The organism is Olsenella sp. Marseille-P4559, assembly GCF_900605015.1.
Classification (GTDB): Bacteria; Actinomycetota; Coriobacteriia; order Coriobacteriales; family Atopobiaceae; genus Tractidigestivibacter.
Genome location: NZ_LR027574.1, coordinates 346,054 through 370,523, shown reverse-complemented (window position 1 = coordinate 370,523; position 24,470 = coordinate 346,054). Strand labels below are relative to the sequence as shown.

Genomic DNA, 24,470 nt, shown 5'->3' with positions numbered 1-24,470 from the left:
GTTTTTACTGCTCAACAACAGAGGAAAGTTTCTTTGTCAGCGCATTGATACGCTTCTGGAGCGACGTTGCCTGCTCAAAGAGCGCCTCGGCGTTCTCGCCACCCGCATCACCGGCCTGGCGCAGACGGGATTTGATCTCGCGCACACGCCGTTTACACGAGTAGAGCTCAACAGAATCCACGAGGAAGGCGACCTTCTCGTGCGTGTCCATCCCCATGCTCGAGACAACGCGACCGGACGAGAGAATCTGTGGCGCATCGGGCTCGACCGCCGTCGCCGCCGCAACGACGTCTGCGGGCGAGGTACCCTCTGGCGTGGCGAGCATGGCCCAGGCCATCCCCTCGTGGCGTGAGTCCACCCACATCACGTCTGCTAAGCGGTCCGCATAGGAGCGAACCTCGTCTGGCATGGCCGCAAGCATCGAGAGGAGCTCGTGCTCGACGGCAACCTGCATGCGCTCGTCACCCGAGAGCATCCGTGAAACCGAAAAGGAACCGCCTCCTGCGGGAATGGCGGCCACAGGGGCGACGTTCCCGTCCCCGTAGGCCTCTGCCGGCACGTAGTCATCGGGCATGGGCACGTAGTCGTCTTCGTCGCCAGAAGCCGGCGGTGCGGCAGCGGCAGACGGAGCGCTTGCGGCCTCGCGACGCCGCGGTGCCCCGGGTTCAGACGCCTTCACGGGCTTCTCGCGAATCACGCGCTTTGTCTCTGCCGCGTCCATGCCCAGGGCGTCCGCAAGCTGCGTGGCGTACTCGTCGAGAAGGACCGAGTGCTTAAGCGGGGCCAGGAGCTGGGCCATCTCGTCGAGCGCCTTGACACGACGCCCTGGTGCCGAGAGATCGTAGCTGGCCAGGCGCTTGGAGAACACGAAGTCCATGAGCGGCACCGCTCTGTCGAGCTGCTTCTGCATGGCCGAGGCGTCATGGGACGAGAGGAACTCCATCGGGTCCCGCCCGTCTGGCAGCACCACGCAGGCCATCGAGGCAGAGGTCTTGTCGAGAAACTGCACGGCACGCTCGGCCGCGCGCTGACCTGCCTCGTCACCGTCAAACATGCAGATGATGCGAGAGACGCGCTGGCGCTCCATGAGGCGGATGTGGTCTATGCGAAACGCAGTGCCCAGCGCCGCCACGGCGTTGGTGAAGCCCGCCTCGTGCATGGCGATCACGTCGGTGTAGCCCTCGCAGACGATGGCCGTGCCGGTGGCAGCCATGGCCTCCTTGGCACGGTCATAGGCAAAGAGGTGCCTGCCCTTGTTGAAGACTGTGGTGTCACGGGTGTTGAGGTACTTGGGGGCATTGTTGGCGGGACGCAGGATACGGCCGCCAAAAGCGATGGTCCTGCCCTGCTCGTCGTGGATGGGAAACATCGCACGGTCGTAGAACCAATCGGCAAGGCGCCCCGAGCGCTCGACCGCCAGGTTTGCGGCAATCATCTCCTTGGGACTGTAGCCCCTCTCGCGCAGGTGTGCCACAAGCGAGCCGCGCCCCGGAGCATAGCCCAGATGCCAGCGACGACACACGTCGGAGCCAAAGCCACGACCGGCAAGGTATGCCCGCGCGGCAGTAGGGCCTTCGCCGCGGCCGCGCATGAGCATGGTGTGGTAGTAGTCGTCCGCAAGCGTAAGCTCCTCAATCAGGCGGTTCTTGCGGGGCCCACGCGAGGCGCTCCTGTCCTCGGCAAGCTCGATGCCCGCGCGGTCGGCCAGGTAGCGAATGGAATCGGGAAACGAGAGGTTCTCGCGCTTCATCACATACTTGAAGACGTCGCCACCCTCGCTGCACGCGCCGAAGCAGTGCCAGAGGCCCGTTGCCGGGTCAACCTTGAACGAGGGGGTCTTCTCGTGGTGGAACGGACAGCAGCCCCAAAACTCGCGGCCTCGCTGGCGCAGCTCGACCGTCTCACCCACCAGCTGCACGATGTCGATGGCCTGGCGAACCCGCTCCTTGTCCTCGTCGCTGATCACACGACCACCCCCACACATCCCTCTCCGACGTGATCCCGTACCCAATGGATGTTCCCCAACACCGTGGCTTCCAGTTCGGCAAGCGAGTCAAATCGACGAGAGGGGCGAAGGCGGCGGAGAAACACCACGCGTGCCTCCTCTCCGTAGGCATCGCCCGAGAAGCCCACGAGATTCGCCTCGAGCATGGGATGCGCGGACACGTTGAACGTGGGAGGGACACCCACGTTGACCGCAGCCGGCCAGACGCTGCCGCCAATGCAGGCGAGACAGGCGTAGACACCATCGGCGGGCAGGCAGTCGCGCCCGTCCAGCTCCACGTTGGCCGTAGGGAAGCCAAAGGAGGTGCCCTCGCCTCGGCCATGGATAATGCGCCCAGCCAGGAAGTGATGCCTCAGCAGGAGCTCGGCGGCCTTGTCGACCTTACCCTCGCGCAGGAGCCCACGCACGCGCGTGGCCGAGACCGGGCTTCCCCCCACCGAGACGAGCGCATGCCCAAAGGCCTCGAAGCCGTGCTTCTCGCCCAGCCGCGTCATCGCCACGACCGTGCCCGCGCCACCGGCGCCAAAGCGGAAGTTCTCGCCCACGTGGATGGCCGCCGGGAAGAAGATGCCGCCCAGGACCTCGGTGACGTAGCGGTCATATGGAAGCGCCGCGAACTCGGGCGTAAAGCGGTGGACCACGACGGCATCCGCCCCCGCAAGGGCAAGCGAGCGCACGCGGTCCGCATCCGAGAGCAGACGCTCGGGAGAGCGCCTGGAGAGAACCTTCGAAGGGTCGGGGTCAAAGGTCACAATGGCAAGCGGAAGGTTGCGCGCACGGGCATCCGCAGCCGCCTCGGCGATAAGGGCGCGGTGGCCTGCGTGGAGCCCGTCGAAGGCGCCAATCACGCAGACAAAGCGCTGACTGGGACCCAGCGTCACGCCAGGCGCAAGGTAGGCCGTACCGGAGTTCACGGGCACGGAAGCCCCCAGACGCACGCCCGAGAGCACCGATGCCGCCGCAAGCCAGCGCGCCTCGGCGGGAACAAGCGGCCATGTGGGCCTGCGCCACGCAGGGGTACCGGAGAAGGGCTCGGCTCTCATGCGCATGCCCCCATGATGCCCGCCGGAAAGTTGACCTCGCAGGCAAGGCCACGCCCTCCACAGCTCCACACGCCAACGAGGCGCTGGTCGAAGACCATGGCCACGCGCTCGCCAACGCGCGGGGCACGAAGCGTGCCGTCCTTGTCGCATACCATGCCGGCAACCAGAGCCTTACCGCAGGCAGCGTCGGCGGCCTCCATGGCGTCGAGCTGGCGCACTGGTACGCCTAGGGCAGCAACCGGGTCGAGCGCATGGGCGAGAACCTCCGTGGGGTCGTGCGCCGCATCGACGGCATCGAGCGAAAGGCAGGCATCAAGGCCAACCGAGCCCAATTGCGTACGCCTGAGCGCCACAAGGTGCGCGGCAGACCCCGCAGCGCGGCCAATGTCGCGTGCGAGGCTCCGCACGTAGGCCCCCTTGGAGACGTCAAAGTCCACGACCCAGGCGAGCTGCCCCCCGACAGAGGCAATCTCTACAAGCGTGGCCGAGAAGACCGTGATGCGGCGGGGCGCAAGCTCGGGTGTCTTCCCCTCGCGCGCAAGCGCGTAGGAACGCTTGCCACCCACAGAGATGGCAGAGTAGGCAGGCGGGACCTGGTCCTGCTCGCCCACAAAGCGAGCGAGAGTCTCGCGGGCCACGTCCTCGCTGGCAAGGCGCTCGGGGACGTTCGCCGCCACCGTAGGCGCGCCATCGGCGTCGTCCGTGTCGGTCTCGCAGCCAAAGAGGATGCTCCCCGTGTAGCGCTTTCGCTCAGCGGTGAGAAGGCCCATGAGACGCGTGCCCTGACCCACACCCACGACCATGACGCCAGATGCCGCCGGGTCAAGCGTGCCAGCGTGCCCAACGCGACGCTCCCCCAAGGCGCGCCGCACGTGGTTCACCACGTCGTGGCTGGTCATACCGCAGGGCTTGTCAATGCCGAGGAGGGCGTTGGCACCCGACTCGCCGCGTCTCACCGCGACGCACCTTGCGCGTCGGTCGCAGAAACGTCTGGGGAAGCGGCACCGCGTGCTGGGGCATCATCGAAGAGTGCGCACAGCTTGGGGAGCACGATGGCGCGCACCTCGTCCACGGTGCCCGTGGCGGTGAACCCCGCTGCGGCACGGTGTCCGCCCCCACCCATCTCGCGCGCAATGCCCGAGACGTCCAGGTTGCACTTGGAGCGGAGGTTGCCGCGGACCTTGCCGCCATCGACCTCCTTGAGGAAGAGCGCCGCCTTGGCGCCCTCGATACAGCGGACAAGGTCGATAAGGCCGTCCAGCTCATCGAGCGTGACGCCGGCCTTGGCTATGTCCTCGGCCGTGGCAAAGCTGTAGGCAATGCGCCCCTCCGCGAAGGTCTGTATGCGCGCGAGCACACGAGCGGCCAGGTGCACGTAGGCAAGGCGGTCGGACTGGTACACGTTGAGCGCGACCTCCGAGGGCGAGGCACCGGCCTCAACCAGCATACTTGCGGTCTCGAAGGCCTCACTGTCGGCGTTCTGGTACTGGAAGCGACCCGTGTCGGTCACGATGGCGCAGAGAAGGTTCTGTGCGATCGTGGGCGTAAGCTCCCGCGAGACATGCAGGCAGAACTCCGAGACGATGACGCCCGTGGCAGCAGCATCGGGACGCACCACGCCGGCATCCCAGAAGGGCTCGCCGGAGGGGTGGTGGTCGAGAACGGCCACGTGATGCGCGCGGGCGCAAATCCCCTCGGCGTCGGCCAGGCGCGACATCTGCGAGAGGTCCACGCAGATAAAGAGGTCGGGCGTCACGTCGTAGTCTGCCGCGTGCACGAAGGTGCCGGAGCCCGGCAGGAACCGATAGATCCTTGGGACGGGGTCCTTGTCGGCCAGAAGGTTAGTCACGCGCTTGCCCGGCCACGCGGTGCGAATGATCTCGGCGAGCGCAAGGCCAGAGCCAATGGCATCGCCGTCGGGCGAGGTGTGTGCGCAAATCGCGATAGTGTCGGCCTCCTCGATCAGCGCGACAACACCCCGGAACAGCTCGGCCTGCTCCATGTATTCGGATACCCTCATCAAGCTCTTCCCTACTCGCCCTCAGCGTCCTCGGCAGAAGGGTCACCCTCCACAGAAGGTCCTGCGATTGCCTCGCCAGAGGCGTCCTTGGCATCCGACGCAATGGGGTAGCCATTCTCGTCCTTCTCGACCCCAAGCGTGGGCGGCACGTTCTCGAGCGCGCGAGAGATGCGTTCTGCCTCGTCGGTGGTGGTGTCGATCTGGAACGCCAGCTCGGGCGTCACGCGCCAGCCGAGCGCGTGGCCAAGAAGCGAGCGGATGCGCCCCTTGGCGCGCTCGAGGGCCGCGGAGACCTCATCGTAGCGGGAGGCCTCACAGCTCACGTAGGCGCGCATGAAGGACTTGTCGACCGAGACCTCCACACTCGTGACGGTCACGAGCTGCAGGTCTGGATCGGAGACTTCGAAGAGCATGATGGTAGCGAGCTTCTCGCGCGCAAGCTCGTTGGTCCGGCGCGAGTGCTGGTTCTGCTTCATGTGTGCCTCCCTACTCCGTACGCGCGACCTCTTCGACGCGGTAAGCCTCGATCTGGTCGCCAGGGTGGATGTCCTGGAAGTTCTCCAGGCCTATGCCGCACTCGAAGCCGGCCTTGACGCTCTTGACGTCATCCTTGTAGCGCCTGAGCGAGGCGATCTTGCCCTCGTAGACCACGATGCCGTCACGCACGAGACGAACCCGGTCGTCGCGGGAGACCTCGCCCTCGGAGATCATGCAGCCGGCGGCAATGCCAACCTTGGGCACCTTGAAGGTGTCGCGAACCTCGGCAACGCCGGTCTGGACCTCCTCCTCGGTAGGCTTGAGCATGCCGATACGTGCCGCATCGATGTCCTCGATGGCCTTGTAGATGACGCTGTAGGAGCGAATCTCGACGCCATCGCGCTCGGCGGCGGCGCGTGCCTTGGCATCCGGGCGCACACCAAAGCCAATGATGATCGCGTTGGATGCGTCGGCAAGCGTGACGTCCGTCTCGGTGATGGCGCCCACGGCCGCGTGGATCGTGTTGATGCGGACCTCGGACTGGTCCATCTTGTCGAGCGAGTCCTGGAGCGCCTCGATGGAGCCCTGGACGTCGGCCTTGATGATGAGGTTGAGCTCCTTGACCTCGGCGTCGGCCATGGTGTCGAAGAGGTTCTCGAGCGTGACGTGCTTGACGCGGTTCTGCTCCTCGATGCGGACCTTAAGGGCGCGCTGGTCGGCAAGGTCGCGGGCATCGCGGTCGTCCTGGAAGACGCGGAACTCGTCGCCTGCCATGGGGACGCTCTGGAGGCCCAGGATCTCGACAGGATCAGAGGGGCCGGCCTCGTCAACGGGGTTGCCCTTGGGGTCGAGCATGGCGCGCACGCGACCGTAGGCCACACCGGCGACAAGGGCGTCACCCACGTGGAGCGTACCGCGCGTGACCAGCATCGTTGCCACCGAACCGCGACCGCGGTCGAGCTTGGCCTCGAGGACGTTGCCCGAGGCAAAGGTGTCGGGGTTGGCCTTGAGCTCGAGGACGTCGGCCTCGAGAAGGACGGCCTCGAGAAGGTTGTCGATGCCGGCCTTCTTCTTGGCCGAGATGTCGACGAACATGTTCTGTCCGCCCCACTCCTCGGGGATGACGCCGTGCTCGGTGAGCTCCTGACGCACGCGGGTGGGGTCGGCGCCGGGCTTGTCGATCTTGTTTACGGCCACGACGATGGGCACGCCTGCGGCCTTGGCGTGGTTGATCGACTCGACCGTCTGGGGCATGACGCCGTCGTCTGCGGCGACGATCAGGATGACGATGTCGGTCACCTTGGCACCGCGGGCGCGCATGGCCGTGAAGGTCTCATGGCCAGGGGTGTCGATGAAGGTGATGGTACGGCCGTTGATCTTGACCTGGGAGGCACCGATGGCCTGCGTGATACCACCGGCCTCACCCTCGGCGACGCCCGTGTGGCGGATGGCGTCGAGGAGCGACGTCTTGCCGTGGTCGACGTGGCCCATGACGGTGACCACAGGCGGACGCGGCTTCAGGTCCTTGGGGTCATCGTAGAAGGTGAAGGAGTTCTCCTCCTCCTTGGTCATGACCTTGACGTCGCGGCCGAGGTCCTCGGCGACCAGCTCGATGAGGTCGTCAGACATGGACTCGGTGAGCGTGAGGGGGTTGCCCAGGAGGAAGAGGCGCTTGATGATGTCGTTGGCGGGCACGCCGAGAAGCTCTGCGAGCTGCGCCACCGTGGCACCCTGCGGGACCTTCACGGTGTCGAGCTGCGAGAGGTCCTGGTCGTTGGCGATGGCCTCCTCTATGCGCCTCTCCTCCGCAGCCTCCTCGGCCTGCTTCTGGCGGCGCTCCTTGCGGCGGCGGCGGCGACCGGTGGACTCACGGGAGGCCTCCTCGACAGCCTCTCGGGCCTCGTCCAGGACGCGGCTCCTGTTGTATGCCTCGGCCTCGCGAGCCATGCGGCTGTAGCGGTCCTCGCCCTCGTCACCACGACGCGAGCCCCTGCGGCCCTTGCGGCCGGGACGGCCCTCGCCCTGCTCGGCACCGTCGTCTTGCTCCATGCGAGAGGGCGCAGAGTAGCTACGACGCTCGGCACGGGCATGCTCTGCCTCGCCACGGCGCTCGCGACGACCCTGGCCCTCGGCCTTCTTCTGCGCGGCCTCCTCGGCCTGCTGCTTAAGCACCTGCTCCTGCTGGGCAATCTGGTCAAGCAGCGAGGTGAAGGTGGGCATCGACTTGGGGGCGTTGTCGTGGATGCGATTGCGCTCGGCCTCCTCGGCACGCTCCCTGGCGGCCTTCTCCTCGGCACGCCTCTTCTCCTCCTCGGCGCGCTTCCTCGCAGCCTCGGCGGCAATGCGCTTCTTCTCCTCCTCGGCACGCTCGCGCTCGCGGCGCTTCTCGGCGGCAACGCGCTCCTTCTCGGCCTCTGCCTCCTCGGCCCTCTTGGCCTCGGCGGCTGCCTCCTGCTCTGCCTTCTTGGCGGCCTCGATCTGCGCGGCACGCTCCTCGAGGATGGGCTTGAGCTTCTTGCGCACGATGGAGACATAGGCATCCTCGAGCGTCGAGGATGCAGACTTGGCGGGAATCTTCATGTCGCGGAGATGGTCGAGCATCTCCTTGCTCGTCATCCCGTACTCCTTGGCAAGGTCGTGTACGCGAGTCTTGGCCATGTGACCAACCTTTCATTCACGGGCGACAGCGCCGCCCGGGTAGTGCCTGCTAACAACGGTCCGCCTGGGGACACTAGATCAGGGAATCGGGGTCGTCTGAGACCTCGGCCTCCATAAGCTTCTCGTGGATGCCACAGTAGCGCGAGCCGGGACGAGCCATGTTGCGGCACTGGATGCCGTTCTCGCCCACGTACTCGCAGCGGTGCTGCTCGCCGTTCTCCTCGACCTCGCCCTGGGGGGACTCGGCGGAGCGAGGAAGGTCGCGCAGGACACCTGCGGCCAGAGACTCGTTCTTGATGTCGATGTGCATGCCGGTGAGGTGCGCAGCCAGACGGGCGTTCTGGCCCTCCTTGCCAATGGCCAGCGAGAGCTGGTCGTCGGGCACGATGACCGTAGCGTAGCCGTCCTCGGGCCCAAGTATCACACGAGAGACGCGGGCGGGCGAGAGGGCATTGGCAACGCAACGGGTCTGGTCGTCGGACCAGGGCACCACATCGACGCGCTCGCCACGAAGCTCAGAGACCACGGTGCGCACGCGGCTGCCCTTGGGGCCAACGCAGGCCCCCACGGGATCGAGGTGCTCGTCCTTGGACGAGACGGCAACCTTCGAGCGGATACCGGGCTCACGGGCAATGGAGCGGACCTCGACTACGCCGTCGTAGACCTCGGGGACCTCGAGCTCGAAGAGCCTGCGGATGAGGTCGGGGTGGGTGCGCGAGACCACGATGGGCGGACGCTGGCGCTCGCCGCGAACGGTAGGCTGGTCGTTGTTCGGGTCGCGCACGTCGATGATGATGGCCTTCAGGCGCTGGTTGTGCGAGTAGCGCTCGCCCACGGGACGCTCGTTGCGCTCGTCGGGGTAGCGGCGCTGGTCGAAGTGGGGAAGCTCGGCCTCGACGCCATCGCGGATCTTGATGATCGTGAAGTCGGGCGTGGTCTGGAGGACCGTGCCGGTGATGATGTCGCCGATGCGCTGCGAGAACTCCTCGTAGATCTGGACGCGGGCGGCGTTGCGCACGATGGAGCGAATCTCGGCCTTGGCGTGCTGCGCCGCGATGCGGGAGGTGTCGGGCGGGGTGACGTCCTTCTCGTCGAAGTCAAGATACTCGCCGGTCTCCTCGTCGTAGGACTCCTCCTTGGGGATGAGCTCGTAGACGTAGACCTTGCCGGTGGCATGATCGATGGTGACGCGCGCGCCATAGGGGAGCTTGAGAATGGATGCGTAGCTCTGGGCAAGCGACTGCTCGAGGCGGTCGAGCACGTAGAGCTCATCGATGTGCTTCTCCTGGCAGAGCGCCATCAGCGCTTCCATCATCTCTGATGCCATGCGAATTCCTTTCTAGCCCTTGGCCCCGTTTGAGGGGGCGTCGAAGTTCGGCTTGATCTTGCAGCTCTTGACCTGGTCGAAGGGGATGCTCACGCGCTCACCGTCGACGGTGAGGATGACATTGCCGTCATCTAGCCCCTCGAGGCAGCCGGTGAAGTGGCGGCGACCCTCCGTTGCCGTGGTAGCAAGCGAGACGTCCTCGCCGGCGAAGCGCTCGAAGTCGTGCTGGCGACGGAGCGGACGCGAGAGGCCCGGCGACGAGACCTCGAGCGTGAAGGACCCCTCGATGGGATCGAGTTTGTCTATTGTAGCGGACACCCACGCGGTCTCTGCGGCCACCTCATCGAGTGAGATGGGCCCAGCCTCCTCGTCTGCGTGGTCGATACGCACGCGGACGCACGGGTTCTTCTTCGAGCCCACGACTTCGACGTCGACGACATCGATGCCGTGCTCGGGCGCTGCGGCTTCGAGCGCAACCAGGATGCACTGGCGCGTGTCGTGCTCTGGCACTGCGGGCATGTCCCCTCCCTCACACATCGCAGGTACATACAGAAAGGAAGCGGGGCGAGAAGATCCACCCCACTTCCTGCGAATCACAACTACATTACGAGCTGATTATAGGGCCCTCTCAGCAGGGGGTCAAGCTGCGAGAAGGACGGCATCACGGGGACTACACGGGATGCATGGACACGGGACTTTGACACCTAGCCCCATACCCTGCCTGTGCCTTGGCCGCGAATTTCCCCTAATACCTGGGATTCGCGGCTTTGTTGTGCATCATATGTGATACCATATAATGTGGTATTTAGTGGCAGTTCTACATGAATGGGTGTGTTATGAAGGTTCAGGTGACAAGGACCAAGAGTGCTGAGACCTTCTACATCGCAAAGACGCTTCGCAACAGGGACACGGGCAAGTCGACCTCTAAGATCGTCAGGCGCCTAGGGACGCGCTCAGAGCTTGAGCGGGTGCTGCCTTCTGGCACTGATGTTGCCGTGTGGGCAAAAGAGCAGGCCCGGCGCATGAGCGGGGAAGAGCGGGCCCTCACGCGCAAGATCTCCGTGTCGTTTGACCCCACCCGGCGGATCGCGGCCGATGAGAGACGCGTCTTCAACTGTGGGTACCTCTTCTTGCAAGACGTCTACTCAAGACTCGGCCTGCCCGCTCTTTGCCAGGAGATCTCACAGGCGAGAAAGTTTGACTTCGACTTAGACGCCATACTCTCCCGTCTCGTCTTCGGACGGGTGCCCGAGCCTGCCTCCAAGCGCGCGACTGTTGAATTTGCCCGTGGGCTCATCGAGCAGCCTGGCTTTGAGACCCATCAGGTCTACAGGGCGCTCTCGGTGCTCGCCCAAAACTCGGAGCGTATCCAGGCCCAAGTGTTCGAGGCGAGCAAGGCCGTCGTCCCGCGCAGGACCAAGACCTTGTACTACGACTGCGCCAACTACTGCTTCGAGATCACCCAAGAGGACACGTTTCGCAGGTACGGCCCCTCTAGGGAGCACAGGCCATCTCCTATCGTCGGCATGGGCCTCATGATGGACGCAGATGGGCTGCCACTTGCCTTCACGACCTGTCCTGGAAACGAGTCAGAGCAGCCGACACTCCCTCAGCTGGAAGATCGCCTCGAGTCCGACTTCGGCCTCACCAAGCTCATCGTCTCGACCGATGCCGGTCTCTCCTCTGTTGCCAACCGGGTGCGCAACTCCCGAGGTGACCTTCAGCTCGTGGTAACCGTATCGCTGAGAAAGCAGCCCAAGGAGATCAAAGAGTGGGCACGCGACAGCTCGGGCTGGTTGTGTGTGGGGCAGGGCGGAAAGTTCGATCTCGCCGAGGTATGCAGAGCCGCAGATGACCCGGCGACGCCCCAGCCAGTGCGCGCCCGTCTCTATGGGCAGACCTTCTACAAGACGCGCTGGGCCTCGCTTGCGGACCCTGACACAAAAGAAGAGCTCGGGCAGAACCTGATCGTGACCTTCTCGCTTCGCTACCGAAACTATCAAAGGTCCGTGCGGCAGGCACAGGTAGAGCGGGCGGCGTGTGCCTGCGAAAACGGGTCGGCCAAACGCATGCGAAAGGGACCCAAGGACCCTATGCGCTTCGTGAGCTCGACCTCTATCACAGAGGAGGGGGAGGTGGCGGACAAGACCGTCTTCAGGGTCGATGAGAAGAAGGTGGCCGAGGAGGCCAGCTGGGACGGCTTCTACGGTCTTGCCACCTCGCTTGATGATATGAGGACGCAGCCGGCATCATCCGAGTGGCAGCAGGGCGCTGGGAGGTCGAGGAGTGCTTCCGGATACTGAAGAGCGACTTCGAGGCGAGGCCCGTGTACCTGTCTCGCAAAGACAGGATAGAGGCGCACTTTCTCACCTGCTTTTTAGCCCTGCTCGTCTATCGCATCGTCGAGCAGGGCCTGGAGGGGAGCTTCACCTGCTCTGAGATCTTGGGTGCCCTGCGCCAGATGAGGGTAGGGGAGATCAAGGGCGAGGGCTTTCGCCCCCTCTATGTGAGAGACGCCGTCACGGATGCCCTGCACGCTGCGTTCGGCTTTCGCACGGACTTCGAGATAGTGCCCACAAGGCAAATGAGGAAGATCATCCGACAGACCCATCACAGGAGCCTGATTACCACAAAACGAGAGGCTGGCAAAGACAGCGAATAAGCATCTCTACCAGCCCATATGTGCAAAATATGTAGGGTCAAGTGTCAAAGACGGGATTATAGGGCCCTCTCAGCAGGGGGTCAAGCTGCGAGAAGGACGGCATCACGGGGACTACACGGGATGCATGGACAGCGGGGTTTGCCACTGCGACGGTTGTGCGGGCCGCACAATCGCCGACCGCCTACCCCCACCACTCACTCAGCCCTGCGCAAAATACGCGACCGCAATGGCACCGGGGCCCACGTGCGTCCCAATGGCCGCACCCACCGAGCACATAGGCAGCGCGTCCACGATGCCTTTCCACAGGCCCCGAGAGTCGTCAACGTACTTGTTAAGAGTCCGCTCACCGCCTACCGAGCATGCCAGAGCAAACGGCAGCGTGAAATCGATGGGTTCCTTGTCCACCAACTCAACCAGGAGGTTGCACCCGTTTCTAGAACCCCGCGCCTTTCCAAGGAGCTCCACTTCCCCGTCCTTCACAGTGATCACGGGCTTGATGGAGAGCAGCGACCCCACGCCGGCCGCTGCCGCACCTATGCGGCCTCCTCGGCGTAGGTACTCAAGCGTATCGAGAAGCGCAAGCACGCGTACCCTGGAGCGGACCTCCTCTGTGCGGCGCGCCACCTCCGCAGCACTCAAGCCTGCCTTTGCCTGCATGAGTGCATACTCCACCAGAATTCGCTGCCCAATGCAAGCGTTAAGCGAGTCAACCACATGCACATGGGGCAATCCCTCCGCGGCAATGGCCGTACTTTGCCATGTGCCAGAGAGCTTGGATGAGATGGTCACGGCAACAACCTCCTCACCTGCCTCGTGGGCGCGATGGAAGGCATCGGCAAACGCCCCGGGGGAGACGGCGCCCGTGGTCGGCATCACGTCTGACTCAACCAGCAAATCAAAGAAGCGTTCATGAGAAAGATCGACGCCATCATGGTAGACAGTGTCGCCAAACGCGACGCTCAGTGGCACGACGGTCAGGCTCGCATGGTTGAAGCCGACAATATCGGAAGCAGAGTCGGTGATAATGCGTACGGACATAGGTGCGTCCTTTCCCCGGGCGATACCCGGTAGTGGCTAGGCGAGAAAAGCCCGCTGATGGATGTGCCGTCCGCCCCTTGGCCTGTTTTAGCCAGAAGCGGGCTGCGCTAGTCCTGGATTGCCTCCAGCCGTTCGAGGACCTGACTCAGCCAGTCATACATCCGTGTTCGTTCTGTGGGCTCAAGGTCCCCACTCGCCTGACGGACAACGTCATCGATGATGCGGTCCATCTCGGCTGCAACGTCCGTCCCAAGCCCAGTCAGTCGCACAGGCGCGCGATAGCGGGCGCTGTGGCTATCTCCGGAAGGGCGCTCCACAAGACCAGAGCGCTCCAGCTTTGCCACGGTGCGCGTAACAGCGGCTCGATCCTGGCGCACGAGACGGGCGAGGTCTGCCTCCGAGAGACCGATGGCATGCTTGGAGAGGTAATACAGCACCATGGTGTCGGTCCCCCGCAGCCCAAGAGAGCCCATCTTCTCAGACTTTATGCGCTGTATTTCCTTGTTGAGAGCGTAGACCACATCAACAAAGCTCTCAAAACGGTTGTTCATGCCTCTCCTGCCACTCGCAAAGGTCCGTTGCTCCGCTCGAGTAGTTGGGGAGCTGAGATAGCGGCCCAAGTCCGTCAGTTTGTTGCTTTGTCAACATCTTACGACTCAAAACCGTTTCGAAGACGCCAAGCTGTTGCGTCATCAACATCTACACAAGTGGGAGACAGTGGGTGCGAGAGAGGTCCCGCTAGGCTCTCGACGGTCACACAATCGTTGCCGAATGTGTGACCCGCGCAGGTCATCACACAATTGCTGCCGAATGCGTGACGAACCGGGACAGAAAAAGGGAGGCAAAGGGAAACTACCCCTGCCTCCTTTGTATCCCGCTGGGTTCTCTGACATAGAAGTATTAGAATGCCCCGGCGTTTAGCTATGCTTACCAGGTGCCTTTCTGACGAGAAGCACAATTCCGAAGATGATCAGTGCAACCACAAGAACCATTGCAAGGAAAATGCCAACCATCTCCCAAGCGCCTAGCCCCTGAACCATCGAAGGCACCCCCAAGCTCTACATGAAACTACCAGTGAACGTATAATAAAACTCAGCATAGAAGTCCCCGACATACGTAGGCCATCCACCGGCTGCAACAATCTCTGCATGGAAGCTAATTGCGTTGGTACGACCACCATCGAGAACTGTTCTATGGTAGTTTGAATGCTTCACACTCGAAGCTGAACAATATATTCTTGCCCAATTGAATGGGGAGATTCTATTGGTACTTGTTACCCCATAATCAGCAGATATGATAATCACATCATTTATAAGACCTATTTGACTACGTTTTGACACGGATACGGTTCTTGCGTTCGAGTAAACACCATTCAATGGGTCTACTTGGATACTGCAGAGGTCATCTTCAGACGATATGATGGGCGAGTTCTCTTGGTCGGCCCTTTTAACGGCCTCTGCCCACATTTCCCTTGCTTCGATGCTTCCGTCAAGCTCTAGTACACTAGCATTCGCCTGATCAGCATGAGCAGCGTCGGGCATCAACAGCACCCCTTGAAATGCAAGGACTGAAGCTCCCAGAAAGTCTCGCCTCGTGAGAATGCCGTTCATCTTCATCGCCCCTCCTCCGTGATGCCAAAAACTGTACATATCTAAATCGCCGTGTATATCCGACTTGCTGAAAAGGTAATGAGGCGGAGAGAAGATGTCTGTAGTCAAAATGATTTGCTACATTTGCTACTTGCCAATGGCGTGAATAGACCCGCAAGCGTAGACTCAGACGGCAACGTCAATCAAGACATAAGCTTTCCAATCACCCGACAGGTTGTAACCAGAGACGCTACCACCCTCCCACGCTATGGCGGACCGATCCGGAGTTGCATCTTTCATATCCCCTATCTCACTCACGCAAAGAGTCGTACCGGGAGTGTCTAAAGATGAGCGGGGCACAAACTCTGGATAATAGCCTGCGGATGCCAAAGCGAAGGCAGCTGCATCTGCACGCATCCCCGTCACATCTGGAATATCACCGTAATCTGAAGAGATAAAGCCATTTGGAGAGTCAAGATAAGCAGGCTTGGGCCTGAGAAAGATTGAAAGCAGCGCGACGGAAGAGACAACGACAAGGCTGATGACAAGACACTTCAGGAATAGCAGCGGGTAGGACTTGATTGAAACCGGGGAATCGTCACCCTCTGTATTCCGCTGCGCATCATTGTGAAACTGAGGCTCAAGCGCTCTACCAAGGGGTTCGTCATCGGCTGCGACGTTTTGACAAAGTGCCTCTTGCCAGAGTGCGCACTCAGGAATTCTAAGAAAATCGGCCCTTGTGGTGACGCCAAGTTTCTGGAAGGCCCTCTGACGGTAGCTGCCAACGGTTGATGCCCCAACACCCATAAGAGGAGCAGCATCAGCTGCGGTGAGACCTATGACGATTGTTCGAACAGCATCTGCCTCACGCTCGGAGAGTCCCACGCTCTGGAGCAAGTTTTCAAACGACAAGGGACCATGGGGTATAGAGCTATGACCAGGCATAGGTTGCTCCAGCCTCTTTGGTGTGTCTGACGAGCACTACTATGAACATATGTTAAACGCGCTTCTTGGATTGATCCTTGAACTTCCGTTCACCTCTCTACTGTTGCCAGACAGCCGCCTGCGTTAGCATTTCGGGCCGCCGGGTGGCGACTGCGGTCCTGCGGCAACCAATTCGTCACACAATCGCTGCCGAATGTGTGACCCGCGCAGGTCGTCACACAATCGCTGCCGAATGTGTGACGAACCGGACCAGAAAAAGGGAGGCAAAGGGAAACTCCCCCTTGCCTCCCGTGGGCCAGGGCAAAAAAGATGCTAGATTGCCACGATGTTCACCAGGCGTCCGGGCACCACGACGACCTTCTTGACCGTCTTGCCGGCGATCTGCCCAGCCACTGCCTCGCGGGCCGTGGCCTCAAGCTCCTCCTTCGAGGCGTCAGCAGCCACCTGGATGCGGGCGCGGACCTTGCCCTTGATCTGTACCGCAATCTCGACCATGTCGCTCTTGGCCTGCGCAGCGTCAAACTCGGGCCAGGGCTCGTTGTAGACGGAGCCGGAAAGGCCCAGTGCCTCGTGGAAGAGCTCCTCGGCCCAGTGCGGGCATATGGGGGCAAGCATGGTCACGATGTCGTGGGCCACGCGCCAGGCAAGAGCGGCGTCGCGCTTGTCCTTGGGGACGTCGTTCACATACTTGGACGCCGCATTCACGAGCTCCATCGAGGCCGAGATGGCCGTGTTGAACTGGCCGCGGTCGAAGTCGTTCGTACACTTGATGCCCAGCTCGTGCAGGGCGCGGTTGAGCTCGGCATTGGCACCGGAGAGCTTCGAGGCGTCGACCTCCCCCCTCTTTGCACCGTGCGAGAGGAGCCACACCACGCGCCATGCGCGCTTGATGAAGCGGTTGGCGCCGGCCACCGCCTCGGGATCCCAGTCGAAGTCCTTCTCGGGCGGCGCCACGAAGAGGATGGCCAGGCGCATGGTGTCCGCGCCATAGGGGTCGATCACGCTGGAGGGCGGAACCACGTTGCCCTTGGACTTGGACATGGTGTCGCCGTTCTCGTCCTTCACCATGCCCTGGCAGAGAAGGTTGGTGAACGGCTCGTCCTCGTCGATCATGCCCATGTCGCGCAGGACCTTGGTCCAGAAGCGCGAGTAGAGCAGGTGCAGGATGGCGTGCTCGATGCCGCCGATGTAGTTGTCGACGGGCATCCAGCGGTCGACGGACTCCTTGGAGAAGGGCGCCTCGTCGTTGTGGGGGTCGCAGTAGCGCAGGTAATACCAGCTGGAGCATGTGAACGTGTCCATCGTGTCCGTGATGCGCCTGGCGGGACGGCCGCACGTGGGGCAGGTGGTCTCGTAGAACTCCGGGCACTCGGCCAGGGTCTCGCCCGCGCCAAGGTCGAGGTTCTCGGGCAGGCGCACGGGCAGCTGGTCCTCGGGCACGGGAACGTCGCCGCAGCAGTCGCAGTGAATCATGGGGATGGGGTTGCCCCAGTAGCGCTGGCGGCTGATGAGCCAGTCGCGCAGGCGGAACTGCACCTTGGTACGGCCGCAACCATGCTCCTCGAGCCAGGTCACAATGGCGTCGACGGCCTCGGAGTGCTTGCCGCCAAGCATGCCCGTGAACTGGCCGGACTGCACAAGGTAGCCCTCGGCTGCCATGGCCTTGTCCCAGTCAACGCTGGTGACCTCGAGGTCGCGAACGTCCTTGAGCCGCTCGTAGAGGGGGTCGTCCTTTTGGCAGATGATGGGCGGGATGGGCAGGCCGTACTTGCGTGCGAAGTCGAAGTCGCGCTGGTCTCCGCAGGGAACGCCCATGACGGCACCGGTGCCATAGTCGAGAAGGACATAGTCGGCAACCCACAGCGGTGCAGGCTTGCCGGTCACGGGGTTGATCACGTAGCGACCGGTGAAGACGCCGTGCTTCTCGCGCGCAGAGCCCTGGCGGTCGACAGAGGAGACCTTCTCGGTGACGGCCTTCAGAACCTTGTAATCCTCCTCATACTGCGTGCCGGCGACCAGCTCGGCGGCAAGTTCGCTCTCGGGCGGGAGCACCATGAACGAGACGCCGAAGATGGTGTCGGCGCGGGTGGTGAAGACGGAGATGGTGCGGTCCATGGGCGTCACGCCGTCCTCGGCGGCCAGCCTGAAGTCGATCTCGGCGCCCTCGGAGCGGCCGATCCAGTTGCGCTGCTGCGCCTTGACGTTCTCCGGCCAGCCGGTGAGCTTGTCGAGGTCGTCGAGAAGCTCCTGGGCGTAGTCGGTGATCTTGAGGTACCACTGAGAGAGCTCGCGCTTCTCGGGCACCGAGCCGCAGCGCCAGCAACGGCCCTCGACCACCTGCTCGTTGGCAAGGACGGTCTTACACGTGGGGCACCAGTTCACCGGCGAGGTGGCGCGGTACGCCAGTCCGCGCTTCCACATCTGGATGAACATCCACTGACCCCAGCGGTAGTACTCCGGGTCGCAGGTGTTGAACATGCGGTCATAGTCGTACGAGAAGCCCATGCGTTTCATGGTGCGCACGGCCTGGTCAATGTTTTGGTGCGTCCATTTGGCGGCCTGCGTGTGATGCTTGATGGCGGCATTCTCAGCAGGAAGGCCAAAGGCGTCGAAGCCCATGGGGTGCAGGACGTCAAAGCCGCGCATGCGGGCCTGGCGCGCCATGGCATCACCGATGGTGTAGTTGCGTGCGTGGCCCATGTGGAGGTCGCCCGAGGGATACGGAAACATCTCGAGGACGTACCTCTTGGGCTTGGAGGGATCCTCGTCGGTCTTGTAGAGGTCCTCCTGCTCCCACTTCGCCTGCCACTTGGCCTCGATGGCCTGGGCGTCGTAGGTAGGGACGCCCTCGCGGCTCTCGTTGTCGGTGCTGTCTGCCATGAATGTCCTCCCTTGGTGGTGCGCGCAGCAACGTGGGTAAGTATAGCCGACGTTCGCACGTGACCTTGGATTATGTTGCGCACGGTAAGCAAAGGGACGGAATCGATGCGCTCGACCCCGTCCCGACGCTCTCTCTGACCTGTCCCATCCTGCTCGAATTCCACATCCGAGCCGTGCGCGGAGATTGGCTACCCCCTTATCCATCTCAGCACGACCGCCAGGACGGCGCTGCCCACAACCACAAAAAGCGCAACCATCCTCCGGTCAGTGGCATAAAACGTCAGGAAGACCACTATGAGAAAAAGCACGTATACAACCGCAGCGATCAGGTTTACCATCTTCATGAGCGCCCTCCGTCCATTGCCCGCAACCTTGATTCCAAGCTACCTCTCCGCGTTAGAATTGCAACCATCTTAGCCAGTCACAACCCACGGAGGAACCATGGCGGACCAGACCAGCCCCCTAAACGACCCCAATCTCAACGTCCCCGAGCTCGAACTTGAGTTTGGCGACCCCGCGCCGCGTGCGACAGAGCCCACTCCCTCGGCAATCGAGACGCCCGCGCCCGCTACAGACCTCGCCTCTGTCCTCACGCCCGAAGAACGCGCCAAGGCCGAGGCGTTTGTCGAGAAGATTGATATAACCAACGCCGCCGGCGTCCTTGCCTACGGCGTGGGCTCCCAGCGCAAGGTCTCGGAGTTCTCCGAACGTGCCCTCGACGGCGTGCGCAACAGCGACCTCGGCGAGATTGGCAACGACATCAGCTCGCTCATCGTGACGCTCAAGGACTTCGACCCCGAGGGGAAGGAGAAGTCCGGCCCGCTCTCGATCTTCCACAAGGCAAAGAACAGCCTCGTGGCGCTCCGCACGCGCTACACCGAGGTCGAGAAGAACGTCCACGAGATCTCTGACACGCTCGAGGGCCACCAGCGCACGCTCCTCAAAGACATCGCAATGCTCGACCAGCTCTACGCGTTGAACGAGTCCTACTTCAAGGAGCTCACGATGTATGTCATCGCCGGCAAGGAGAGGCTCGAGCAGGTTCGCTCCGGCGAGCTTGCCCAGCTCCAGGCCAAGGCAGCCCAGACCGGCCTTGCCGAAGACGCCCAGGCGGCACGCGACCTGGCCCAGAAGTGCGATCGCTTCGAGAAGCGCATCTACGACCTTGAGCTCACCCGTCAGGTGGCGCTCCAGACTGCCCCGCAGATCCGCTTGGTCCAGAACTCTGACGCCGTGATGGCTGAGAAGATTCAGTCGACGGTAGTCAACACCATCCCGCTCTGGAAGAACCAGATGGTCATCGCGCTGGGCATCGAGCACGCCTCGCAGGCGGCGCGCGCCCAGCGCGAGGTCGCCGATATGACAAACGAGCTTCTCAAGAAGAACGCCGACAAGCTCAAGGTGGCCACGGTCGACGCCGCGCGTGAGGCAGAGCGTGGCGTGGTGGACATCGAGACGCTCAAGCACACCAACGAGCAGCTCATCTCGACACTTGACGAGGTCAAGCGCATACAGACCGAGGGGCGTGAGAAGCGCCGCCAGGCCGAGACCGAGCTTGCCCAGATCGAGGGAGAGCTCAAGAGCAAGCTGCTTGAGGCTTCAAAGGAGTAGGTGCACACGCACGGCTGGCTGTGAGTGGGCCAGCCGCGCGGCTTTTACTCAGACAGCCCGTCTTGCTTGAGAACCGTACGCAGGACTTCGATGTCGCTGTGGACATCGATGGACTGATCGAACACGAGCTCGTCAGAGAGCCTTGCGAGCGCGTCATCTATCTGCGTGAACGATGACCGCAGCTCGGAGAGGGTCTTGACCGCCTCCGGGCCAGTAGCGTGACCCTCCAGCTCTGCGTAGGAATCCGCGAGCTTTGCCGTTGTGGGGAGGTAATAGGTCGCAGCCTTCCTAAACTGTGATGCCACCTCCGAATGGCGCAGGACGTATGCGCAGATGCCCTCGCTCTTCGAGGCGATGCGCTCAAGCGTGGCGCGGACCTCGGCCTCACGGACACGTGACGCAGAGTCGCGAATCTTCTCGATGCTCTGCTCGACGGCGGAAAGAACCTCGCGGGCCTCCTCGGAAAGGCCGGGGGAATTCTCGCCTGCGCCATCAGGTCCCGCCTGGGATGCCGATGCGGGCTGTACGTAGCGTCTCACGCCCTGAGCAGCGCCCCACGCGTCCTCGGTGAGGTAGAGCACCTTCTTGCCATCGTGCATGCCTAGGTGGCCTTCGGGGATGAGGCCCCGTGAGATCGCCTCGTCGAGGGTATCGGAGAGCCGGGGCACCGCGATGCTCGTCTCGTTGGCAAGCTCCAGCACGGGGATGCTCTGTCGCGCCCCCAGGACCTGGTCAACGCGGCGAAGCACCTGCGCAAAGCTCTTCTCGTGAGAGCCCTGCCCCACCAGACGCGCGCCAAAAATCGTGGCAGCAATGCCAAGCCCCATGGTCACGAAGCCCGAAACAGGACTAAAAAGGAATATCCCCAGCCCGACTATCACAAGGGGGAGCGCCAAGAAGACGAGCAGGGCAAAGCCGGCCCACATGCGCCAGCGACCACGGCTCACGACCTGCGAGTCACTGATGACGTAGGGCGAACTCTGGTCGCGCCCAAAGGCGCTGAGCTGCTGCCCCACGTCGCACATGACCTTCTCGATCGATCGAGAGACGCCAGACAAGTCGATTTGAGAGAGGGCCTCGCCCACCTGACGCGCGGCATCGACACCGGCGCGACGCACATCATCAAAATCCTGCTCACCCACTCTGACCCCCTTAAGAGGCAAAGGGACAGTCCCCTTGCCTCATCTCTACGAGCGAAAGTTCACCTGCTGGCTAGAATCCTTGAGGAGCACGTCATGCGCGCCGCCCTCGACAAGCGACGTGGCCGAAACGAGCGTGAGCTTGGCCTTGTCGCGGAACTCCTCCAGGTCGAGGGCGCCACAGTTGCACATCGTGGAGCGCACCTTGAGCAGCGAGTTGTCGACGTTATCCTTGAGTGGGCCGGCGTAGGGAACGTAGGAGTCCACACCCTCGACAAAGGAGAGGCCCCTCTTGTTGCCGCCCAGGTCATAGCGCTGCCAGTTGCGAGCGCGCGCGGAGCCCTCGCCCCAGTACTCCTTCATGTAGGAGCCGTTCACGTTGACGCGGCGCGTGGGGCTCTCGTCGAAGCGAGCGAAGTAGCGACCGAGCATGAGGAAGTCGGCGCCCATGGCAAGGGCAAGCGTCATGTGGTAGTCGTAGACGATGCCGCCGTCGGAGCACACAGGCACGTAGATGCCGGTCTCCTCGAAGTACTCGTCGCGCGCACGGCACACGTCGATGAGTGCGGAGGCCTGGCCACGGCCGATGCCCTTCTGCTCGCGGGTGATGCAGATGGAGCCGCCACCGATGCCCACCTTCACGAAGTCGGCACCACAGTCGGCAAGGAAGCGGAAGCCCTCGGCGTCAACCACGTTGCCTGCGCCCACGCGAACGGAGTCGCCGTAGTTCTCGCGCACCCATGCGAGCGTGCGCTTCTGCCATTCCGCGAAGCCCTCGGAGGAGTCGATGCACAGCACGTCCGCACCAGCCTCGACCAGCTTGGGGACGCGCTCGGCGTAGTCGCGCGTGTTGATGCCGGCGCCCACGAGGTAGCGCTTGCTCTGGTCGAGAAGCTCGTCCGGACGGGACTTGTGGGAGTCGTAGTCTTTGCGGAAGACAAGCGAGACCAAGCGGTTGTCCGCATCGACGATGGGCAGCTGGTTGAGCTTGTTGTCCCAGATGATGTCGTTGGCGGTCTTGAGGGAGGTGCCGTCCTCGGCAACGACCATCTTCTCGCGCGGGGTCATGAACTCGGAGACGAGCTTGGCGCGGTCATCGCGGGAGGGACGATAGTCGCGCGAGGTCACGATGCCCACGAGGTGGCCGTGGGAGGTGCCGTCATCGGTGACGGGCATGGTGGAGTGGCCGGTGCGCTCCTTCATGTCCATGACCTGTGCAAGCGTCATGTCGGGCGTGAGCGTGGAATCCGAGACCACAAAGCCTGCCTTGTAGGACTTCACCTCCCGGACCATGGCTGCCTCATCCTCTGCGCTCTGGGAGCCGTAGATGAAGGAGAGACCACCTTCCTGCGCAAGCGCGACGGCGAGCTTGGGACCAGAGACCGCCTGCATAATGGCCGAGACCATAGGGATGTTGAGGCTCAGGGCCGACTCCTCGCCGCGCTTGTGGCGCACGAGGGGCGTGCGCAGCGAGACGTTCGCGGGGATGTTCTCCGCTGAGGAATAGCCAGGGACAAGCAGATACTCAGAGAAGGTGTGCGATTCCCCTTCGAAGAACGTTGCCATACGTGCGCGCTCCTACTCTCCGCCACTGCGGTACTAGTAGCCACCATTGCGGGCCATTGTAGCATCCAGCGGGGAGCTCTTTGGCCCCGGCTGCCGACCTGCGACAACGCGCCACAGGTTGGACCACGTGCGCGGAGGGCCACCCGCCGCGCTGCCATCCGCGCCCGCGCGCCCCGGCCGCTACGTCGCAGGGTCCTCCCCCAGCACGTCTTCGACGTTCACGGCGATGTCGTGCTTGGTGGGAATCCACTCCACCTTCTTGAAGAGCGCCACCACGGTCATGGGGATGTAGGTCATCATGAACAGCGGGAACGTGAACAGGTTCGTGAAGATGATCCAGCGCCTGCTCTTGTGGCAGTGGATATGCTTGCGCTCCGAGATGGTCGTGATGACGGCGAGCAGGAAGAACACAACGTACATCGAGAGGAACGTCATAACCAGCGATCCCGCGCACATGGAGAGCTCCGCCTCCGTGGCGATAAAACCGTGGCTCAGGCCGCCAACGATAAGGTAGGTCGCGTTCACAAAGGCCGAGAGCAGCGTCAAGATCATGCCCGGTGCGATGGTCATGAGCATGTCGTACGAGGCAAAGCGGCCGTGGCGAATCCCGTGGAAAAGGTCGTTGCAGTACGAGAAAAAGACCTGGTAGAAGCCCTTTGTCCACCGCAGGCGCTGCACCCAGCTGGCCTTGAACGTGACTGGCTGCTCGTCAAAGAACTCAGCCGGGGCATAGCCGATCTGGATGTTGTTCGCACAGCAGAACGTGGAGAACTGGATGTCCTCGGTCAGGGTGTGGAAGTCCCACCCATGCATGCCCTTGATAATCTTGCCCGAGACAAGCCAGCCCGAACCCGAGATGGCACAGCTCGTGCCTACCATCGTGCGGGCGTTGTTCAAGAACTTGCCCTCGCGCATAAACCACAGCGCATTGGCGGCAGAGACCCAGCTTGAGTCGAAGTTCTTCGAGTTGCGGTAGCTTGTGCACACAAGGTATCCCGCGTCGAACGCGTCATTCATGATGCGGGTGTAGTTGGGTGAGACAAGATTGTCGGCGTCAAACACGAAGAAGGCCTCGTACTTGTCGCCATGCTCGTCGAGGATGCGATCAAAGCCATAGTCCATGGCCCAGCTCTTACCTCGGCGAGCAAGGTCGTTTCGATCCCATACAATGGCACCGGCGCGCTCGGCCTCCTCGTGGGTGTTGTCGGTGCAGGCGTCGCACACCACGAAGACGTCCATAAGCTCACGGGGGTAGTCCTGGGCAAGAATCGAGCGTACGAGGTTGCCAATGACCGGCTCCTCGTTGTGTGCCGAGATGAAATAGGCATACCGGTGCAGCTTCTTGGCGGGAGGCAGCTTGACCGTGCCGCGTGCGGCCACGCGGATGAGATAGACGAACTGGTAAAAGTACGCCAGCGTGAAGAAGAGCCACACGACCAAGTTGAAAATCACGATGGGCGTGAGTCCGATCCTGTTGAACTCCATATCAAGCTCTCTCTCACATCTTCAC

20 protein-coding genes are annotated in these 24,470 nt (G+C 62.6%); 3 read left to right on the top strand and 17 right to left on the bottom strand.

The window, feature by feature from the left end:
• Positions 1-4 precede the first annotated feature (4 nt).
• From dnaG to rimP, 8 genes are all read right to left on the bottom strand, one after another.
• A complete protein-coding gene (gene dnaG / locus E0E00_RS07835) occupies positions 5-1,966 on the bottom strand; it encodes a DNA primase (protein WP_130811979.1) in 1,962 nt (653 codons plus the stop codon).
• The gene (gene ribF, locus E0E00_RS07830; RefSeq protein WP_165443617.1) at positions 1,963-3,048 is read right to left on the bottom strand and encodes a riboflavin biosynthesis protein RibF; all 1,086 of its coding nucleotides are present in this window, start codon (positions 3,046-3,048) and stop codon (positions 1,963-1,965) included. The genes dnaG and ribF overlap by 4 nt, the downstream gene beginning before the upstream one ends.
• Positions 3,045-4,004, bottom strand: a complete 960-nt coding sequence (gene truB / locus E0E00_RS07825) for a tRNA pseudouridine(55) synthase TruB (protein WP_130811977.1) — start codon at positions 4,002-4,004, stop codon at positions 3,045-3,047. Before truB ends, ribF begins: the two co-directional genes overlap by 4 nt.
• Complete coding sequence (locus E0E00_RS07820) at positions 4,001-5,068, bottom strand: bifunctional oligoribonuclease/PAP phosphatase NrnA (protein WP_130811976.1); 1,068 nt, start codon at positions 5,066-5,068, stop codon at positions 4,001-4,003. The genes truB and E0E00_RS07820 overlap by 4 nt, the downstream gene beginning before the upstream one ends.
• Before the next feature lie 11 nt (positions 5,069-5,079).
• Positions 5,080-5,544, bottom strand: coding sequence for a 30S ribosome-binding factor RbfA (gene rbfA, locus E0E00_RS07815; RefSeq protein WP_130811975.1), 465 nt, complete (start codon positions 5,542-5,544; stop codon positions 5,080-5,082).
• Between the two features lie 10 nt (positions 5,545-5,554).
• A complete protein-coding gene (gene infB, locus E0E00_RS07810) occupies positions 5,555-8,203 on the bottom strand; it encodes a translation initiation factor IF-2 (protein WP_130811974.1) in 2,649 nt (882 codons plus the stop codon).
• Between the two features lie 73 nt (positions 8,204-8,276).
• Positions 8,277-9,530, bottom strand: a complete 1,254-nt coding sequence (gene nusA / locus E0E00_RS07805) for a transcription termination factor NusA (RefSeq protein WP_130811973.1) — start codon at positions 9,528-9,530, stop codon at positions 8,277-8,279.
• Between the two features lie 12 nt (positions 9,531-9,542).
• On the bottom strand, positions 9,543-10,040 hold the full coding sequence (rimP, locus tag E0E00_RS07800; RefSeq protein WP_371683400.1) for a ribosome maturation factor RimP: 498 nt from the start codon (positions 10,038-10,040) through the stop codon (positions 9,543-9,545).
• A 338-nt stretch (positions 10,041-10,378) separates the two neighbouring features.
• Between rimP and E0E00_RS07795 the strand changes: the two genes are divergently transcribed.
• The gene (locus tag E0E00_RS07795) at positions 10,379-11,833 is read left to right on the top strand and encodes a transposase (protein ID WP_130811971.1); all 1,455 of its coding nucleotides are present in this window, start codon (positions 10,379-10,381) and stop codon (positions 11,831-11,833) included.
• Positions 11,788-12,192 carry a transposase gene (locus E0E00_RS07790; RefSeq protein ID WP_165443616.1) on the top strand — a complete coding sequence of 135 codons (405 nt, stop codon included), beginning with the start codon at positions 11,788-11,790 and terminating at the stop codon, positions 12,190-12,192. The genes E0E00_RS07795 and E0E00_RS07790 overlap by 46 nt, the downstream gene beginning before the upstream one ends.
• A gap of 198 nt (positions 12,193-12,390) precedes the next feature.
• Here E0E00_RS07790 and E0E00_RS07785 read toward each other — a convergent pair whose 3' ends face one another.
• The 6 genes from E0E00_RS07785 to E0E00_RS14365 form a co-directional block, all read right to left on the bottom strand.
• Positions 12,391-13,230: a DegV family protein gene (locus E0E00_RS07785; RefSeq protein WP_130811969.1), complete on the bottom strand. Its 840-nt coding sequence runs from the start codon at positions 13,228-13,230 to the stop codon at positions 12,391-12,393.
• 107 nt (positions 13,231-13,337) lie between these two features.
• Positions 13,338-13,781 carry a MarR family winged helix-turn-helix transcriptional regulator gene (locus E0E00_RS07780; RefSeq protein WP_130811968.1) on the bottom strand — a complete coding sequence of 148 codons (444 nt, stop codon included), beginning with the start codon at positions 13,779-13,781 and terminating at the stop codon, positions 13,338-13,340.
• A gap of 507 nt (positions 13,782-14,288) precedes the next feature.
• Positions 14,289-14,846, bottom strand: coding sequence for a hypothetical protein (locus E0E00_RS07775; protein WP_130811967.1), 558 nt, complete (start codon positions 14,844-14,846; stop codon positions 14,289-14,291).
• Between the two features lie 159 nt (positions 14,847-15,005).
• Positions 15,006-15,764 (bottom strand): helix-turn-helix transcriptional regulator, encoded by a 759-nt coding sequence (locus E0E00_RS07770; RefSeq protein WP_130811966.1) that lies wholly within the window; start codon positions 15,762-15,764, stop codon positions 15,006-15,008.
• Between the two features lie 312 nt (positions 15,765-16,076).
• Positions 16,077-18,644, bottom strand: a complete 2,568-nt coding sequence (leuS, locus tag E0E00_RS07765; RefSeq protein WP_130811965.1) for a leucine--tRNA ligase — start codon at positions 18,642-18,644, stop codon at positions 16,077-16,079.
• A 188-nt stretch (positions 18,645-18,832) separates the two neighbouring features.
• Positions 18,833-18,988 carry a hypothetical protein gene (locus E0E00_RS14365; RefSeq protein ID WP_165443615.1) on the bottom strand — a complete coding sequence of 52 codons (156 nt, stop codon included), beginning with the start codon at positions 18,986-18,988 and terminating at the stop codon, positions 18,833-18,835.
• A gap of 97 nt (positions 18,989-19,085) precedes the next feature.
• Between E0E00_RS14365 and E0E00_RS07760 the strand changes: the two genes are divergently transcribed.
• The gene (locus tag E0E00_RS07760) at positions 19,086-20,255 is read left to right on the top strand and encodes a toxic anion resistance protein (RefSeq protein WP_130811964.1); all 1,170 of its coding nucleotides are present in this window, start codon (positions 19,086-19,088) and stop codon (positions 20,253-20,255) included.
• A gap of 44 nt (positions 20,256-20,299) precedes the next feature.
• Here E0E00_RS07760 and E0E00_RS07755 read toward each other — a convergent pair whose 3' ends face one another.
• From E0E00_RS07755 to E0E00_RS07745, 3 genes are all read right to left on the bottom strand, one after another.
• Complete coding sequence (locus E0E00_RS07755; protein ID WP_130811963.1) at positions 20,300-21,397, bottom strand: 5-bromo-4-chloroindolyl phosphate hydrolysis family protein; 1,098 nt, start codon at positions 21,395-21,397, stop codon at positions 20,300-20,302.
• Between the two features lie 45 nt (positions 21,398-21,442).
• Positions 21,443-22,960, bottom strand: a complete 1,518-nt coding sequence (locus tag E0E00_RS07750) for an IMP dehydrogenase (RefSeq protein WP_130811962.1) — start codon at positions 22,958-22,960, stop codon at positions 21,443-21,445.
• A 180-nt stretch (positions 22,961-23,140) separates the two neighbouring features.
• Positions 23,141-24,445: a glycosyltransferase family 2 protein gene (locus E0E00_RS07745; protein ID WP_130811961.1), complete on the bottom strand. Its 1,305-nt coding sequence runs from the start codon at positions 24,443-24,445 to the stop codon at positions 23,141-23,143.
• Positions 24,446-24,470: the final 25 nt, after the last annotated feature.